The sequence below is a fragment of the Mangrovimonas sp. TPBH4 genome (genome assembly GCF_001280505.1).
Taxonomy (GTDB): Bacteria; Bacteroidota; Bacteroidia; order Flavobacteriales; family Flavobacteriaceae; genus Mangrovimonas_A.
On sequence record NZ_LBIO01000057.1, the window covers coordinates 1 to 16,877 of the forward strand.

At 40.6% G+C, this 16,877-nt stretch carries 14 protein-coding genes and 2 tRNA genes; 9 read left to right on the forward strand and 7 right to left on the reverse strand.

The annotated features are described in order from the left end of the window. Positions 1–2,414, forward strand: a 2,414-nt coding sequence (locus ZA05_RS12960) for a T9SS type B sorting domain-containing protein (RefSeq protein ID WP_053992116.1), incomplete at its 5' end; no start/stop codon positions are given. 354 nt (positions 2,415–2,768) lie between these two features. Here ZA05_RS12960 and ZA05_RS12965 read toward each other — a convergent pair. Beyond that, on the reverse strand, positions 2,769–4,289 hold the full coding sequence (locus tag ZA05_RS12965; protein ID WP_053992117.1) for an OmpP1/FadL family transporter: 1,521 nt from the start codon (positions 4,287–4,289) through the stop codon (positions 2,769–2,771). Between the two features lie 41 nt (positions 4,290–4,330). Then, positions 4,331–5,299: a hypothetical protein gene (locus ZA05_RS12970; protein WP_053992118.1), complete on the reverse strand. Its 969-nt coding sequence runs from the start codon at positions 5,297–5,299 to the stop codon at positions 4,331–4,333. A gap of 100 nt (positions 5,300–5,399) precedes the next feature. Here ZA05_RS12970 and proS point away from each other — a divergent pair, with 100 nt between their 5' ends. The 4 genes from proS to rpsT all read left to right on the forward strand — a co-directional run bounded on the left by proS (position 5,400) and on the right by rpsT (position 7,529). Continuing rightward, the gene (gene proS, locus ZA05_RS12975) at positions 5,400–6,878 is read left to right on the forward strand and encodes a proline--tRNA ligase (RefSeq protein ID WP_053992119.1); all 1,479 of its coding nucleotides are present in this window, start codon (positions 5,400–5,402) and stop codon (positions 6,876–6,878) included. Between the two features lie 146 nt (positions 6,879–7,024). Beyond that, positions 7,025–7,096: transfer RNA gene (locus ZA05_RS12980), tRNA-Glu, on the forward strand. Positions 7,097–7,182: 86 nt separating this feature from the next. Beyond that, positions 7,183–7,254: transfer RNA gene (locus ZA05_RS12985), tRNA-Glu, on the forward strand. 23 nt (positions 7,255–7,277) lie between these two features. Beyond that, positions 7,278–7,529 (forward strand): 30S ribosomal protein S20, encoded by a 252-nt coding sequence (gene rpsT, locus ZA05_RS12990; RefSeq protein WP_053975676.1) that lies wholly within the window; start codon positions 7,278–7,280, stop codon positions 7,527–7,529. Between the two features lie 177 nt (positions 7,530–7,706). Here the strand turns inward: rpsT and ZA05_RS12995 are convergent, their stop codons facing one another. The 4 genes from ZA05_RS12995 to rho all read right to left on the reverse strand — a co-directional run bounded on the left by ZA05_RS12995 (position 7,707) and on the right by rho (position 11,160). After that, positions 7,707–8,681 (reverse strand): permease, encoded by a 975-nt coding sequence (locus tag ZA05_RS12995; RefSeq protein WP_053992120.1) that lies wholly within the window; start codon positions 8,679–8,681, stop codon positions 7,707–7,709. A gap of 72 nt (positions 8,682–8,753) precedes the next feature. Then, a complete protein-coding gene (locus ZA05_RS13000) occupies positions 8,754–8,990 on the reverse strand; it encodes a thioredoxin family protein (protein ID WP_053992121.1) in 237 nt (78 codons plus the stop codon). 84 nt (positions 8,991–9,074) lie between these two features. Next, entirely contained in the window at positions 9,075–9,380 is a 306-nt protein-coding gene (locus ZA05_RS13005; RefSeq protein WP_157514709.1) for a helix-turn-helix transcriptional regulator, read from the reverse strand. A 124-nt stretch (positions 9,381–9,504) separates the two neighbouring features. Beyond that, positions 9,505–11,160 carry a transcription termination factor Rho gene (gene rho, locus ZA05_RS13010; RefSeq protein WP_053992122.1) on the reverse strand — a complete coding sequence of 552 codons (1,656 nt, stop codon included), beginning with the start codon at positions 11,158–11,160 and terminating at the stop codon, positions 9,505–9,507. Between the two features lie 221 nt (positions 11,161–11,381). Between rho and ZA05_RS13015 the strand changes: the two genes are divergently transcribed. Then, the gene (locus ZA05_RS13015; protein WP_053992123.1) at positions 11,382–11,792 is read left to right on the forward strand and encodes a DUF4293 domain-containing protein; all 411 of its coding nucleotides are present in this window, start codon (positions 11,382–11,384) and stop codon (positions 11,790–11,792) included. 82 nt (positions 11,793–11,874) lie between these two features. On the opposite strand, the gene ZA05_RS13020 is transcribed toward ZA05_RS13015, so the two are convergent. Next, entirely contained in the window at positions 11,875–12,366 is a 492-nt protein-coding gene (locus ZA05_RS13020) for a metallophosphoesterase (protein ID WP_053992124.1), read from the reverse strand. Between the two features lie 108 nt (positions 12,367–12,474). On the opposite strand from ZA05_RS13020, the gene truA reads away from it, so the two are divergent. From truA to ZA05_RS13035, 3 genes are all read left to right on the forward strand, one after another. Further along, positions 12,475–13,218 carry a tRNA pseudouridine(38-40) synthase TruA gene (gene truA, locus ZA05_RS13025; RefSeq protein WP_053992125.1) on the forward strand — a complete coding sequence of 248 codons (744 nt, stop codon included), beginning with the start codon at positions 12,475–12,477 and terminating at the stop codon, positions 13,216–13,218. Positions 13,219–13,226: 8 nt separating this feature from the next. Further along, entirely contained in the window at positions 13,227–14,993 is a 1,767-nt protein-coding gene (locus ZA05_RS13030; RefSeq protein WP_053992126.1) for an ABC transporter ATP-binding protein, read from the forward strand. A 266-nt stretch (positions 14,994–15,259) separates the two neighbouring features. Further along, complete coding sequence (locus ZA05_RS13035) at positions 15,260–16,876, forward strand: tetratricopeptide repeat-containing sensor histidine kinase (RefSeq protein ID WP_053992127.1); 1,617 nt, start codon at positions 15,260–15,262, stop codon at positions 16,874–16,876. Position 16,877 lies beyond the last annotated feature (1 nt).

A 16,877-nucleotide genomic window follows, 5' to 3' on the forward strand; every position in this document is an offset into this window, starting at 1 on the left:
ATGAGACCCAGGGGGACGCCGAGAGCGGTGACAACGAGCTCTTGAGCCCCTACGACAATATCGTGGCCAATGCCCAAGTGGTATATGCCAGGGCGGAGAACATGCTCACGGGCTGCCACAGCGTGGTTGGCCTACAGCTGAACGTGCTGCCATCGCCGGTAGTGCCGACGGCCATCGAGGACTATGTGATCTGCGATACCAATGCGGACGGCTATGCGAGCTTCGACCTTACCGGTATGGATGCGGAGATCCTCGGGGCACAGGACCCGGCGCAGTTCGACCTTAGCTACCACCTTACCATGGCGGATGCGGAGTCCGGGGCGGCACCGATCGCCAATCCATGGGGCTATGTGAACCAGACCAACCCACAGACCGTATATGTAAGGGTAGAGAGCCTAGACAACGGCTGTGTGAGCACTGGCGAGTTCGAGATCCGCGTGGAACTGCCGCCGGTAGCGGTACAGCCAACGCCGCTGCAATTGTGCGACGACGAGGTGGCCGATGAGCTGACGGTGTTCGACCTTACCGTTAAGGACGGGGAGATCACGGGCAACGAGGGCAGCTGGAGCGTGAGCTACTACGAGACCCAGGCGGATGCCGATTCGGGGACCAATGCGATCCCCGACCCAACGGCCTATACCAATACCTCGGTAAATGGAATAGCAGCCAACCCGCAGACCCTATATGTGGTGGTGACCGATACGGACACGGGCTGTACGGACCAGACGACCCTTACCATCCGCGTACTGCCGAACCCAACGCCCAGCCAGGACCCATCGGATATCGAACTGTGCGACGACGAGAACACGGGTGACGAGGTGGAGCTGTTCGACCTAACGGAGAACGAGACCTATATCATCAACGGTGAAGCAGGGGTATCTGCCAGCTACCACGAGAGCCTTTTCGATGCCGAACAGGGGACCGGGGCGATCATTGACCCAACGGCCTACGGGAACATTTCCAGCCCACAGACCATCTATGTGCGCGTTGCCAACGACATCACGGACTGCTATACGATCGTGACCTTTGAAATTTTGGTGAACCCACTTCCGGAGGCGGTTGCCGTAACGGACATCGTGGCCTGTGAGAACAATACCGATGGGGCCTATGCCTTCGACCTTTCGGAGAAGGACGAGGAGGTGCTTAATGGACAGGACCCTTCGCTCTACGGGGTGAGCTACCACGTATCGCAGGTGGATGCGGACAACGGGGACAACGACCTTGTGATCCCGTTCACCAATACGGTGAACCCACAGCAGATCTTTGTGGCGATCACCAATCTTGAGACAGGCTGTTCGATCAGTACCCAGAGCTTCTATGTGGAGGTACAGGAAGCGGCGGAGGCCAACCCTGATATGGAGGCCATCCTCTATGAGCTTTGCGACGACAATATGGAAGTGGACGGAGACCCGACCAACGACAGCGTACAGTTCGACCTGTCTGTGATGGATGCGGAGCTGTTGGACGGACAGGACCCAGCAAACTATACGGTGAGCTACTATGCCAGCGAGGCGGATGCCGAAGCGGGGACAAGCCCATTGCCGACCCTTTATGAGAACGTAACGAACCCACAGGTGATCTATGCCCGTGTGGACAACGATACCACACCGGACTCGATCTGCTACGCGGTTGCGGAGCTGACCCTTCAGGTGAACCCACAGCCGGTGTTCGACCTATATGACAGTTATGTGCTGTGTTTGGATACCAACGGCACCGAGGCGATAGACCCACCGGTACTGGAGACGGGGCTTACCGAGCCTGACTATCTCTTCATCTGGTACTTCAACGGCCAGGAGATCTCGGGGGCTACCGGAGGCAGCTATGAGCCAACGCAGGCAGGAATCTACAGTGTAACGGTAATCGACGTGTCGACCTCTACGGTGACCATGTGCGAGCGCACGGACACCACGGAGGTGATCGAGAGTGCACCGCCGACAATCGTTGCAGAGGTGGTGACCGAGGCTTTTGCTGACAACCACATCGTGGTGGCCACGGCCAACGGTGACAGCAGCTATGAGTACAGCCTTGACGATGGACCATGGCAGGATAGCGGTGTGTTCGAGGACGTGCCATGGGGAGAGCATGTGGTAACGGCCCGTGATATTTTGGGCTGTGGAGAGGCTAGTACTAGGGTAACGGTGATGGATTACCCATTATACATTACTCCTAATGGTGACGGTTACAACGATACTTGGAATATTGTTGGGTTCAGTGACCAGTCGGCGACGAGGATCTTTATCTTTGACAGGCAAGGAAAGCTATTGAAGCAGATCTCGCCATCTGGTGAAGGATGGGATGGAACCTACAACGGTGCCGAGATGCCGAGCAGCGACTACTGGTTTGTTGTGGAGTATACTGAGCCGTCAACTGGACAGAGCAAAGAGTTTAGGGCTCACTTTACACTGAAGCGCTAGAATCTTAAAATAAACTTGACAATTCAAAAAATCCCGAACTATTCAGTTCGGGATTTTTTGTAGGTATGATTATTAAAATAAGTAGGGGTGCTACTAAGGATGTTTTTTTTTATGCGATTTCGGATTTAAAATAGGAGGTTTTATAGTCTAGAATTGCCAAAATTGGAATTTGCCACTTTGGGGGAGGATGCCGTAATGGATGTGATCTAGAACTATACTAAATAAATTGGTTCAAACTGCATACAGCTGGCCTATCAAAAGAGGAATAGGGAATGAAAACTTGTGGTATTGAGGAAGAATAAAAGAGAATTTAAACCCCCATTGCACTTATATACAATGGGGGTTTGGCATGTCTTAAATATTAAAACCTAAAGTGATAACAAAATTGCTGACTTTTGAATCGATTAAAGCACTATCCGTAAGGCCAACATTATAAAGCTGGTAGTTGATGTCTTGTTTTGATTGATCAAAGGCTGCGTCTAATTTGAAGTTTCCAAAATTATAACCAATTCCGAAGGAATAACCGTTTAGGTCACCATATAAGTCGTTGTTTTTATATGGGCTTTCTTCGAATCTATAACCAGCTCTCAAACTAACGCGTTGTATACGATATTCACCACCAAATCTGTAACTTGAAGTTGTGGAAAGCGTGTTTCTAATCAATGAATTTTGGCTAGAAAAATACGCATCGGTTTTGGGTCTAAATTTGGTATTAGAATAATCCTTTATGGAATAATCAAAACTCAACAATCCTCTATCGCCAAAAACATAAGCTAAACTCCCAGTGAATTTGCCAGGGGTTTGCAATCTGTAATCAGGGAAAATATTAATGATATTTGGATTGATGATTTGAGCAATTTCCTGTCCGCCTTCTGTTCTGTAGGTTTCTAAATATTGTGTCGTTTCTTCGGCAATTGTATACCAGGTAGGAGAGGTATAAGTGAGTCCCAATCTAAGGGATTCGGTTAATTTGCCTATAGCACCAAGTTGGAAAGAAAATCCTGTTCCAATGGTATAAAGTCCATTTTCAAATCCTACTTCTTGGACCAATGATCCCGTATTATTATTGGATTCATTTAAATAGGTGTAGCGTTCATAATTAATGAAATGGGTATTCAAATTAAGGCCTAAATATAGCTTGTCCTTAAATTGAGAAGACATATTAAAGGCCAATTTGCCGTTGTAACCCCTGGCAGTATAATAATAATGTTGTTTGTAAGATCCAGGTGCAATATTGGATATATAGGCTGTATTGTTGTCTAAGTCATCCTCAGGGTCGATGATATAGGATTCGTAACCCAAGAAGGCTTGTTGATTATTGTAGCCATAGGCCGAGCCAATGGCAGAATAGGCTTCGGAGTAGGATTCTCCAGGAAAAGCGGAGATTTCATCTAGTCTCAAGCCTTGGGCATAGCCAGTAAAGTAAGAAGCAATGGAGTTGTTGGGGTTGGTGCCAGAAGCAGTCCAATCATTTTCAAAATTGGATACCTTATCATAGTTCACTCCTAGTACAAATTTTTTCCATGAAGAATTACTATTGGAATTGGTAAACACAAATGCGCCTCCAATTTGGTTTAAATCAAATTTAGACTCAGAAGAAGATCTGTGGCCTCCAAAGTAGTTTACATCGTTATTGATGGTTTGGACAGACAGGGAAAACGTAGCATGGCTACGTGTAAAAACAGATGAACCAGCAGGGTTGATACTGATAGCTGAAAGGTCTCCCCCCAAAGCTCCAAAAGCTCCGGACATAGATCTAAATCTAGCTGTACCTAGAATATCTTCGGATGAATACCTCAGAGCATCGGAAATGTCCTGAGCTATAAGTTGGGACATGGAAAGTACACCCACTATAAGGAAACTTAACTTTTTCATACAAATTGGTTATTGGGTTATAAATTGATTGAGGCTAGCATTTAGCGTCTTCTACCTGAAGAAGAACGCGACCCTCCACCTCTTGTTCCCATGGAAGAACTTCTTGAAGAACCACCACTGCGCATACTAGGAGTACTGCTTCTACTCGGAGTAGAATAGTTCCTTGTTCTTACATTTGAATTATTGGTTCTTCGTGAAAAATTTGAATTATTGCTTCTAACCGTGTTTGAAGACCTGTTATTTTGCAGTGTGGATGACCTATTACTTGACCTAGTTAGTGTATTGGTACTTCTTCTAACAGAGGACCTATAATCTCTGGTTAAAGTAGAATTTTGTCTACTGCGATTAACCGCAACTCTTCCTCCTATATTGTTATTGTAAGTAGGATATCCTCGTCTTCCGGCATTGTAAGATGCATAAGGTCTTCTATAGTTCGGGTATGCGTAATATGGGTAGCCGTAGTAACCTCCGTAATAGCCTCCGTAATAGCCTGGAGGATATAAAATATTACAGCCCCATCCCCAGCCGTAATTCCACCCAATATTCCAATAAGGGTAATAATTCCATGCTCTCCAAGAATAAGGATTGTATCCCCAATAGTTATAGCCCCAAAAGCCATAGCCAAAATTGTTGTAATAGTTAATGGAAACTTCAGTACTATTGTCTCCCCATCCGGCATATCCTTGATAAGGATCTGCTACTTGAGTGGAGTCTTGCTCAGTGTAATAATTCCCTTCATAAGATTCAATATCAGTAAAGATGATCTCTTCAGATTGAGGAATTTCTTCATATTGTTGTGATTTTTCTGTAAAATAGGCTTTGTAGTAGCCGCTATTGTTTGCCGAAGTTTCTACTCGAGGGGCATCTTCATAAACAACACCATTTGAGTTATATATACCATCGTTATCATAACCTGCATATTGGTAGGAACCGCAAGAAGCTAACAGGAATACAAAACCCAGTACAACAAATAATGGCAATTTTGATTTTACGTAGCTATTAAAGTGCATATCTCTTTAATTTTATTGTTGAACATTACAAAAATAGTTAGTTTTGCCGAACTATTCTTGTATTTAACATAAGCGCAATTTTTGTGCCAAAACACTTACGATGAGCAAAAATCTTACGAGCAGAGCCGAAGACTATTCAAAATGGTATAATGAATTGGTTGTAAAGGCTGATATGGCTGAGAATTCAGCCGTTAGAGGATGTATGGTAATTAAGCCATATGGATACGCAATTTGGGAAAAAATGCAGGCCGAGTTGGACAGAATGTTCAAGGAAACAGGACATCAAAATGCATATTTTCCGCTTTTTGTTCCGAAAAGTTTGTTTGAGGCGGAAGAAAAAAATGCAGAAGGATTTGCTAAGGAATGTGCTGTAGTAACCCATTACAGGCTACAGAATGACCCTGACAATGCGGGTAAATTAAGAGTAGACCCCGAAGCTAGACTTGAAGAAGAATTAGTAGTAAGACCGACAAGTGAAGCCATTATTTGGAATACCTATAGAGGTTGGATTCAAAGTTATAGGGACTTACCAATTTTGATCAATCAATGGGCTAACGTAGTACGCTGGGAAATGCGTACCAGATTGTTTTTGAGAACTGCGGAGTTTTTATGGCAAGAAGGGCATACAGCCCATGCAACCAAGGAAGAAGCATTGGCAGAAACAGAGCAGATGAATAAAATCTATGCCAATTTTGCAGAAAACTTTATGGCTATTCCGGTTATAGAAGGCGTGAAAACAGAAAGTGAGCGTTTTGCTGGTGCGGTTGAGACTTACTGTATAGAAGCCTTAATGCAAGATGGAAAAGCGCTTCAAGCGGGAACTTCCCATTTCCTAGGGCAAAATTTCGCCAAGGCATTTGATGTGAAGTTTACCAATAAAGAAGGGAAATTGGATCATGTTTGGGCAACTTCTTGGGGGGTTTCCACAAGGCTTATGGGAGCATTGATCATGACGCACAGTGATGATAACGGATTGGTTTTGCCTCCAAACTTAGCGCCAATACAAGTGGTAATTGTTCCTATATATAAAAGTGAAGAACAACTGGAAGCTGTTTCGGCAAAGGCACACTCTATTATGGAGCAATTGCGGAAAATTGGTATTAGTTGTAAATACGATGATAGAACCACACATCGTCCAGGAGCCAAATTTGCACAATACGAGTTACAAGGAGTACCTTTGCGCATTGCGATAGGCCCAAAGGATTTAGAAAATAAAACGGTTGAATTAGCTAGAAGAGATACACTTTCCAAGCAATCTGTAGCCATGGATGATTTGGTAGCGGTTGTAGAAAGTTTGATGACAGAAATCCAGAATTCTTTATTTAATAAAGCGCTAGACTTTAGAAATACCCATATCACAAAGGTAGATTCGTTTGAAGAGTTTAAGGATGTATTGGAAAACAAAACCGGCTTTATATCCGCGCATTGGGATGGAACCCCTGAAACAGAACAGCAAATCAAAGAATTGACAAAAGCTACCATTCGTTGTATTCCATTGGATAGGGAAGAGGAGGAAGGTGTTTGTGTATATTCTGGTAAGCCTTCAAAAGGGAGAGTATTGTTTGCAAAAGCCTACTAGGAAATTTTTTTTCAAAAAAGTTGAATTAGGTATTGCAGCATTTAAAAATAGTTGTATTTTTGCAACCGCAATTGAGAAATTGCTCGTTATTTGAAACGTATTGCAAAGTTGAAATGTAAAGTTTTTACAGATTCAATAAATACAATGGCCCGTTCGTCTATCGGCTAGGACGCCAGGTTTTCATCCTGGTAAGAGGGGTTCGATTCCCCTACGGGCTACAAAGAAAGTACATTAATTTACTGAGAGTTGTTGTAAGTGTAATAAATATGTTTTACATTTGCGCTCTCGAAAACGAAACATTAATGGCCCGTTCGTCTATCGGCTAGGACGCCAGGTTTTCATCCTGGTAAGAGGGGTTCGATTCCCCTACGGGCTACAATTTTTTAATATAGAAAGAAAATGGCAAATCATAAGTCAGCATTAAAAAGAATAAGAAGTAACGAAGCTAAGCGTTTAACTAACAGATATCAGCACAAGACTACTCGTAATGCTATCAAAAAGTTACGTGGAATGGAAGTGGCTAAAGAGGCTCAGGAATTTTTGCCATCTGTTGTATCTATGATTGATAAGTTAGCTAAGAAGAATGTAATTCATTCTAACAAAGCTGCTAACTTGAAGTCAAGTTTAACTAAGCATGTAGCTTCTTTGTAAGAAGAAGAAAAAGATAGATTAGAAGAAAGTCTTTCCTTAATGGAGAGACTTTTTTTTTGCTTCAAATTTAAATACTTTGCAGTAATACAAACTCCTAGGATTAAAGGATAATCCACATTCATTAAAGAGGTTGATAAAAGACTCAATTTGATTAGGAATCAAAATTGGTAGGCGGTTTTAAAGCAGAAGATTGAACAAAAAACCTGAAACTACAATGAATAGTGTTACCACCCCAAAATAAATGGTGATGAGTTTTGTGGTCATCACTTTTTTGAGCAATGTAGCCTCGGGGATGGAGAGGCCAATAGTGCCCATCATAAAGGCTATTGCAGTGCCCAACGGGATGCCTTTGGCAACGAATACTTGTATGACCGGTACAATTCCAGCAGCGTTGGCATACATGGGTACAGCGAGTATTACGGCCAAGGGGACTGTCCACCATTGTGAGCCTGCCAAATACTGTTCAAAAAAGTTTTCAGGGACATAGCCATGCATAACTGCGCCAATGGCAATGCCTAAAATAACATATGGACTCACACTTTTTACAATCTGCCAAGCATCTCTTGTAATATTAGGTAAACGTTGTTTGAAACTCGAAGTTTCCTCTGTGTATTGGAGGTGTTGTTGTTTGCTTTCCAGTAGTTTTTTTACCCAATCTGTAAGCAAGGGCTCTAGGTTGAATTTCCCTAATACCCAGCCTCCAATGGAGCCCAATAAGATTCCTGAAAATACATAAATGATAGTGGTTTTTAGGCCAAATAAACCAAGAAACAATGCTATGGCCACCTCATTAACCAGTGGGGAAGTGATGAGAAAGGCCAAGGTAACGCTTAAGGGAATCCCTCCCTGTACAAACCCGATGAACAAAGGCACAGAAGAACAGGAGCAAAATGGAGTGATGGCACCAAAAAAAGAAGCGAAGACATATTCCAGTCCAAATAGTTTTTTTCTGGCTAGGTAATTTTTAAGGCGCTCCACAGGGAAGTAGGTATTCACGATTCCCATTAGGAGCACCATAAAAAATAGCAGTAACCATATTTTTAAGCTGTCGTAGACAAAGAAATTGAGCGCTTTTGCCAAATGGGTTTCTGGTGTTAAGTCAAAAACGCTATAAATAAGCCAATCCGCAAACTGTTGTATCCAATTGAACATAGATCAAGTTTTGGAGTCTTCTCTATCCGGACGGAAGTCAATTATTTCCTGTTATCCTCTAGTAAGAGATAATTAGTTTTTCAAGATCTCTACTATCTCACTTGTCTGTGGCACTCTGCCTTTAACTTTAATCTCACCGTTAATCACCAATGCTGGTGTGGTCATTATATTGTATTTTAACAGTGTTTCAATGTCTTCAATTTTTTCTACCTGAGCATCTTGATGGGTTTGCTTTAGTGCTTCCATGACATTATTGTAGGTGATTTTGCATTTGGCGCAACCTGGACCTAAGACTTTTATCTGTGTCATTTTCTATAAGAATTATTCTATTCGTAAAGATACGAACATATCTTTTAATTCGTAATATCACGAACAATATTTTTAAAGAAAACTTTAGTCAAATATTTTGTTAAGGAGAGATTTGGCGTGGGCAAAATTTTCTTTGTGAATACAGTACTTTGTGGTTGGAGGAGTGATGTCTCCCTGAATAAGCCCCGCTTCTTTGAGTTCCTTTAAGTGTTGAGAAAGTGTTGATTTGGCGATAGGAAGCTCTTCTGCCATATCGCCGTGGTAGCAGCAGGCTTGGGAATGTAATAAGTCTAAAATAGCAATTCTTACGGGGTGTGCCAAGGCCTTGGCAAATCTTGCCGTGAGCTCTTGTTCTTTTGTGAAATATTCACTTTTTGGAATGTTGGGCATGTTTGTAATAATTACTATTCGCTAATATACGCACAATGGAGCAGAATTTATTGGGTAAAATAAAATAACCCCATAAACAATGCTATGGGGTTATTTGATATACAATGTTTAAATGTTCAATTTGCTATCCATTCATGGAAATTAGGAACTCTTCGTTGTTTCTGGTTTGTTTAAAACGATCGTTAATAAACTCCATAGCTTCTACAGGGTTCATATCGGCAAGATACTTTCTCATTACCCACATTCTTTGAATGGTATTGTCGTCCAACAACAAGTCGTCTCTACGTGTACTTGAAGAGGTAAGATCGATAGCAGGGAAAATTCTACGGTTAGAAATTTTTCTATCCAACTGAAGTTCCATATTACCTGTTCCCTTAAATTCTTCGAAGATTACTTCGTCCATTTTAGAACCAGTCTCGGTCAGGGCTGTTGCAATGATAGTAAGAGAACCTCCATTTTCTATATTACGTGCAGCACCAAAGAAACGTTTTGGTTTGTGAAGCGCATTGGCGTCAACACCACCACTTAATATTTTTCCAGAGGCAGGTTGAACAGTGTTGTAGGCTCTAGCCAACCTTGTGATGGAATCCAAAAGGATTACCACATCGTGACCACATTCTACAAGGCGTTTAGCTTTTTCCAATACAATGTTGGCAATTTTTACGTGTTCGTGAGCTTCTTTGTCAAATGTAGAAGCAATAACCTCACCACGTACGTTTCGCTGCATGTCGGTTACCTCTTCAGGGCGCTCGTCAATTAGCAAAATCATTTGGTAAACTTCCGGGTGGTTAGCAGCAATAGCGTTGGCAACATCCTTAAGAAGCATGGTTTTACCAGTTTTTGGTTGCGAAACAATCATTCCACGTTGTCCCTTCCCGATAGGAGAGAACAAATCCATAATTCTAGTTGAAATAGTGGCTTGTTTTTCTGCAATGTTGAATTTTTCCTGCGGGAACAAAGGTGTTAAGTGTTCAAAAGACACACGGTCTCTTACCACTTCTGGTTTTTGCCCATTGATTTTACTTACTTTAATCAAAGGGAAATATTTTTCTCCTTCTTTTGGCGGACGTACATGTCCTAAAACGGTATCTCCGGTTTTTAAACCAAATAATCTAATTTGAGATTGAGATACATAAATATCATCAGGAGAAGATAAATAATTGTAATCTGAAGAGCGAAGGAAGCCGTAACCATCTTGCATAATGTCCAAGACCCCTTCACTTTTTATAATGGCATCGAATTCGTAATCAGGTTCACGGTAGCGGTTTCTGGTATCCTTGTTACCATTGTTTCCTTGATGGTCGTTTTTATTGTCGCGAGTATTCTGTTTGTTGTCGTTGCGTTGTTTTTTGTCAGAATCTTTAGGACGTTGTTTGGTGTTTTTCTCGTTGGTTTTCTTTGGTTCTGGAGGAGTAGCGGGAGCGTTGGTTTCAGCAGGTTTTTGCTCTTTAGCTGCAGGCGTGGAATCTTTTTTTCCTTCTGCAAATTCCATTTTCTGTTGTTCTTTGTTCTGTCCAACAGGCTTTTTTATACGCTCTCTTTTTTTTCTCGGCGGTTTTTGAGTTTGGGCCGTTTCTTTTTTTTCGGCTTGGGCTGGGGTGCTGCTGGCTTGGGTAATGATTTCCTTTTTTACAGCATCTGGATTGGCCGCTTGGTGGTCCAAAATTTGATATACCAAATCCAGTTTTTTTAGGGTGCGGAATTTAGGCACTTCCAATTGTTTAGCGATTTCCTGTAACTCGGAAAGCTTTTTTTCCTTTAATTGCGAAATTTCAAACATGTATATTAATAAAAAATAATGTAATATTTACTGAATTGATTTGATTCGAAGTTTTCTGAAATTGAAATAAATGGGAAAAACTAGAAAAAAATCTGAAGATTTAATAGGCTGTAAACCTTTTGGCTAGCAGCTTACTTATGCAATAATACAATTTTATTTTATATTTTGATATATCTTTTGAAAAGAAACTCTTAGTTTTGTGGCTAAATTTGAAAAAATAGATGTTACAGCGTATTCAAACTGTTTATTTATTGATTGCTACTGGTATTTCGGCCGGTTTAAGTTTTGTATTCCATTTATGGACTACCTCCGAAGGGACACCTTTTTATGCAAAAGACAATATATTGTATTTAGGTTTGTTTTTATTGTCAGCAATATTATCTTTGGTGTCGATATTTAGATATAACAATAGGAAGTCACAATTTGTATTGGGGCGACTTAACATCATATTGAACTTTATTTTATTAGGATTATTTGTATATCAATCTCTAAATTTATCTGGAGAAGCAGATGTTTCTGAGAAAGGTATTGGGATTCTTCTTCCTATCTTTTCTATCGTATTTTTGGTTTTAGCCAATAAAGCCATCAAAAAGGATGAAGATCTTGTAAAATCTGTAGATCGATTACGATAAAACCTTATATCTTAATTATTTTAGTGCGTAAAAAACCCAGAACCTTTGTTCTGGGTTTTTTTATTGGATATGTTGAAGCCCCTTATCGTTTGAACTCGATGACTTCCAAATTGTCAATTTTGGAGCCATCGATGGTAAAACGCAACATGGTCCTTACTTTATGGAACCCATGAGTACCCACTGCACCTGGATTCATATGAATTAAATTCAATTTTTTATCAGGCATAACCTTTAGGATATGTGAGTGCCCACAGATGAATAACCTTGGTGGATTCTCGTAAATATCAGGTTTTACCCTAGGGTTGTACCTTGGGGGATACCCGCCAATATGTGTAATCCATACGTCAATATCCTCACACATAAAACGGTTGTGTTCTGGAAATTCAGTTCTAACCTTAGTGTCATCAATATTTCCGTAAACGGCGCGCAGTGGTTTTAATTTCTTTATGGCATCTGTTACTTTTAAGTCACCAATGTCGCCGGCATGCCATACTTCATCAGCTTGTTTGACATACTTTAGAATCTTGCTGTCGATATAACTATGGGTGTCTGAAAGTAATAATATTCGTGTCATGACTGGAGTGCAGGGAAACCGATGTTCCTTTTTTTTAAATATTAGATTCCTGCCTTAGCGGGAATAACTTTATCTTTGTGGGTTCATAAGCAAAATTAAGATTTTCGATTGAGATATTTTATTGAATTGTCATACAACGGCAAGGCCTACCATGGTTGGCAAAACCAACCCAACGCCATTTCGGTACAGGAAGTTTTGGAAAAGACACTGTCCATGTTGTTGCAGGAGGACATAGCGATTGTGGGAGCCGGGAGAACGGATACTGGGGTGCATGCCTCACAGATGTTTGCCCATTTTGATACTGAAAAAGAGGTGGAGGACCTTAACTTGTTGTACAGACTGAATTCGTTTCTACCAAAAGATGTCGCTATCCATGATATTTTTAGGGTAAAGGAAGATGCGCATGCGCGTTTTGATGCTACCGGAAGGACTTATCACTATAAAGTGTCCAATCGAAAAAATGTATTTTCTTTTGATTATGCTTATTTAATGACCGTTTCTTTAGATGTGGAAAAGATGAATGAAGCCTGTGAGATATTGAAACAGTATAAGGACTTTCAGTGCTTCTCGAAGAGCAACACAGATGTAAAGACATATATTTGTGATATTAAGGATGCAAAGTGGATGGAAGCCAATGGAGAACTAACCTTTATCATTACCGCCGACAGGTTTTTACGGAATATGGTAAGAGCCATTGTAGGTACTATGGTGAACATAGGCTTAGGAAAAACTTCTTTGGAAGATCTACATCAAATTATCGCTTCTAAAAGTAGAAGTGAAGCCGGTTTTTCCGTTCCTGCTCACGGGCTTTACCTTACGGAAGTGGTCTATCCTAAATCAATAAAACTATAAAGTAAGTTATGTCCAAGAAAGGAAATGTTTTTGATGTCAGCTTGTTCAAGCGCTTAATGAAATATATTGGGCCTTACAAATTTGTGTTTGTAGGCACCTTGTGTTTTGTTATTGGCTTGGCAGTTTTTGGGGCATTGCGACCAAAAATTCTACAATTGGCCATAGATACTAAAATAGCCCAACAAGAATATGAAGGCTTTTTGAACTACATTATATTAATGGTAGTTCTTTTGGTTTTAGAGGTAGTCTGCCAATTATTGTTCATTTATTATGCTAGCTGGTTGGGGCAATCTGTAGTCAAGGATATTCGGGTGAAACTTTTTAAACATATGCTAAGTTTCAAAATGAAGTATTTTGATAATTCCTCAGTAGGTATCTTGATTACACGAGCCGTAACCGATATGGAGCGTATTGCCGATATTTTCGGGGAGGGGCTCTTTATGATTTTTAGTGATGTATTAAAAATGCTCGCGGTGGGAGCTATGATGTTCTATATGAACTGGAAGTTGACATTGATTGTTTTTACCACTTTGCCAATTGTTTTGTTTGCAACTAGGATTTTCCAAAAATATATGAAAGCGGCCTTTCAGGATGTAAGAACTGAAGTGTCCAACCTAAACAGTTTTGTTCAGGAACGTGTTACGGGAATGAAAATTTTACAGTTGTTTACCCGTGAAGATATAGAGTATAAAAACTTTATGGCCATTAATGAACGCCATAAAAAAGGTTGGCTAAAAACAGTATGGTATAACTCTATTTTCTTTCCGGTTGCGGAATTTTTATCCTCTATTACTTTAGGACTTGTGGTTTGGTATGGAGGGTTACATGTCATAAAAGACAGTACCGCTTCTTTGGGGGAATTGACAGCTTTTATCATGATGATTCCTATGTTGTTTAGACCTTTGAACCAGATCGCCAATAAGTTCAATACCTTACAAATGGGGATGGTGGCGGCCGATAGGGTATTTAAGGTGTTGGATACAACCTCTCAAATTGATGATACAGGCACTTTGGAAGCTGAACATTTTAGGGGAGATATTTCCTTTAAGGATGTGCGTTTTTCTTATGTGGAAAATGAAGAAGTGTTAAAAGGGGTGTCGTTTGAGGTAAAAGCGGGGCAAACTGTGGCCATTGTTGGGGCTACCGGTGCAGGAAAATCTACCATTATCAACTTGTTGAACCGTTTTTATGACATTAAAAGCGGACATATTTTAATTGACGGCATCGATATCAAGGATATGACGCTTAAATCATTAAGGGCTCAGATTGCCGTGGTATTGCAAAATGTGTTTTTGTTTGCCGATACAATTTTTAACAATATCACTTTAAACGATCCCAACATTACACAGGAAGAGGTAGAGACTGCAGCCAAGAATATTGGGATTCATGATTTTATCATGAGTTTGCCTAACGGTTACCAATATAATGTTAAGGAGCGAGGTGTCATGCTGTCCTCAGGGCAACGTCAGTTGATTTCCTTTTTAAGAGCCTATGTTACCAATCCAAGTGTATTGGTGTTGGATGAGGCAACGTCCTCGGTCGATTCACATTCCGAGCAATTGATTCAGGATGCTACCGATAAAATCACCAAAGGTCGAACTTCCATTGTCATTGCTCACAGATTGGCAACCATTAAAAAAGCCGATATGATTTTGGTGATGGATGCCGGGAAAATAGTGGAGCAGGGAACCCATAAAGAGTTGCTCAAGAAAACAGATGGCTACTACAAAAACCTGTACGAAGTACAATTCATGAAAGAGGAAGTGGCCTCATAGAAGTTGTAGTTTGGACATTATTTGGAGTAGGAAATTGAGTTTAAAGCAAGACCCTTGGAATAATTGAATTCAGGAAAAAGGAGTGTCATTACGGAATTCCGTAAAGGTTTTTAAAAGTAAAGTCCTACTATTGTATTCCCAATAGTTATTTGAGAACAAATAACCAACCAAACCTGATTTAAGACATGCCTTTTTGGGCGTGTCTTTTTTTGTTCTTCCGAGGGAAATAAAGGCTGAGCTGCTTTTTTTATTGTTATTTTAGGGGCATGAAACCAACCGTATATATTCTATTTATATGCCTTTTTGGGGTGGCCCTGCATATTAGGGCACAACATAAAGTTGATAGCTTGACGTATTACTACCAAGTCGTTGGTCACCCAGAATCGAATTCGCAATTGGCCAAAGCCTATAATTTTTTTAAGCAGCACAAAAATCAGAGCCTTCAGAAAAAAGACATTGAAAAAGCCGTGTTCGATTTAAGATTGTTGGCAAGTATCGAAAAAAAAATGGGCTTGCTGTCGGACAGTGAAATTTCTAGCGTGGAGGCCTTGGAGTTGTTGGGGCAGATGGAGGATTCTGAAAAAATAAAGGAAAACAGAATTGGCATTTATAACCATTTGGGAATCGTTTACCGAAGTTTGGATAATCCTTCAAAGGCCTTGGAGTTTTACAATAAGAGCTTGGAATTGGTTGAAGATGAGAGTAGCAGAGCAACCTTATTGAATAATATTGGGAATTTGTATTTGGATAAAAACGAATACACCAAGGCCTTGATGTATTTTGAAGAAGCATATGATAAATCGCCTTATTTAAGCCTTAAGATGAAGGCGCGAGTATTGGACAATCTAGGGGTGGCACAATCCAAACTAAACTTGCCAGAAGCGCTCCCCAATTTATTGGAAGCCTTGTCCATAAAGGAAAATAGCAATTATGTTCCGGGAATCATCACAAGTTATAGTCACTTGTCAGATTATTATTTGGACATAGGGGATAAAGAAGTTGCCAGGGATTATGGTTATAAGGCTTTGGATTTGGCAAAAATTCTCAATAATCCACAATATTTAGAAAGTGCCTTGTCTACATTGATGCTTTTAAACGGTACTCCGGAAGTGGTTCAGTATAAAAAGCTGAAGGATAGTTTGGAAAAGGCCAGAAGAAATGCCAAGGATAATTTTGAATATTATAGGTATCAGTTCAGTGAGCAGCAACGTTTGTTTGAGGAAAGTGAGTTTAAACGCCAAAAACTCTTTATGTTGCTGGTGTTGGTTGTATTGGTGTTTATAGCTGTTTATTTCGTAGGAAGAATAAAGCATAATAAAGAGAAGCTTCAAAAAGTATTTGAAACTGAAACGCGTATTTCCAAAAAAGTACACGATGAGGTGGCCAATGATGTGTATCAAATCATGACCAAATTACAGTCCAGTAAAGAAACTGAAGAGGTGTTGGACCACCTGGAAGCTGTTTATCGGAAAACACGGGATATTTCTAAGGAAAATAGTGAAATTGATGTGGGAAGTAATTTTGGTGAAACCTTGATGGAATTGTTGAAAGGCTTCCATACAGAAGATGTTAGGGTGCTTGTGCAAAATATTTCCAAGGTGGAATGGAAGTTATTTTCAAATTTACAAAAGGCTACTATTTATAGGGTATTGCAGGAATTGATGGTGAATATGCGAAAGCACAGTAAGGCTACGTATGTAGTTTTAAAATTCAAACAAAATGGAAAGCGATTTCAAATTCAATATACCGATAATGGGGTTGGAACAGAGCTCTGTAAGAAAAATGGACTTCAAAATACGGAAAACCGTATCAAATCCATTAAAGGTTCCATTACCTTTGAAACTGATAATGGCGCTGGATTTAAGGCGTTGATAAGAATTTGAA

What these genes read in the sequence shown, in the direction of transcription:
- ZA05_RS12965 (WP_053992117.1), bottom strand. Translation starts at nt 4,289, where the DNA reads ATGAAAAAGTTAAGTTTCCTTATAGTGGGTGTACTTTCCATGTCCCAA.
- ZA05_RS12970 (WP_053992118.1), bottom strand. Translation starts at nt 5,299, where the DNA reads ATGCACTTTAATAGCTACGTAAAATCAAAATTGCCATTATTTGTTGTA.
- proS (WP_053992119.1), top strand. Translation starts at nt 5,400, where the DNA reads ATGAGCAAAAATCTTACGAGCAGAGCCGAAGACTATTCAAAATGGTAT.
- rpsT (WP_053975676.1), top strand. Translation starts at nt 7,278, where the DNA reads ATGGCAAATCATAAGTCAGCATTAAAAAGAATAAGAAGTAACGAAGCT.
- ZA05_RS12995 (WP_053992120.1), bottom strand. Translation starts at nt 8,681, where the DNA reads ATGTTCAATTGGATACAACAGTTTGCGGATTGGCTTATTTATAGCGTT.
- ZA05_RS13000 (WP_053992121.1), bottom strand. Translation starts at nt 8,990, where the DNA reads ATGACACAGATAAAAGTCTTAGGTCCAGGTTGCGCCAAATGCAAAATC.
- ZA05_RS13005 (WP_157514709.1), bottom strand. Translation starts at nt 9,380, where the DNA reads ATGCCCAACATTCCAAAAAGTGAATATTTCACAAAAGAACAAGAGCTC.
- rho (WP_053992122.1), bottom strand. Translation starts at nt 11,160, where the DNA reads ATGTTTGAAATTTCGCAATTAAAGGAAAAAAAGCTTTCCGAGTTACAG.
- ZA05_RS13015 (WP_053992123.1), top strand. Translation starts at nt 11,382, where the DNA reads ATGTTACAGCGTATTCAAACTGTTTATTTATTGATTGCTACTGGTATT.
- ZA05_RS13020 (WP_053992124.1), bottom strand. Translation starts at nt 12,366, where the DNA reads ATGACACGAATATTATTACTTTCAGACACCCATAGTTATATCGACAGC.
- ZA05_RS13030 (WP_053992126.1), top strand. Translation starts at nt 13,227, where the DNA reads ATGTCCAAGAAAGGAAATGTTTTTGATGTCAGCTTGTTCAAGCGCTTA.
- ZA05_RS13035 (WP_053992127.1), top strand. Translation starts at nt 15,260, where the DNA reads ATGAAACCAACCGTATATATTCTATTTATATGCCTTTTTGGGGTGGCC.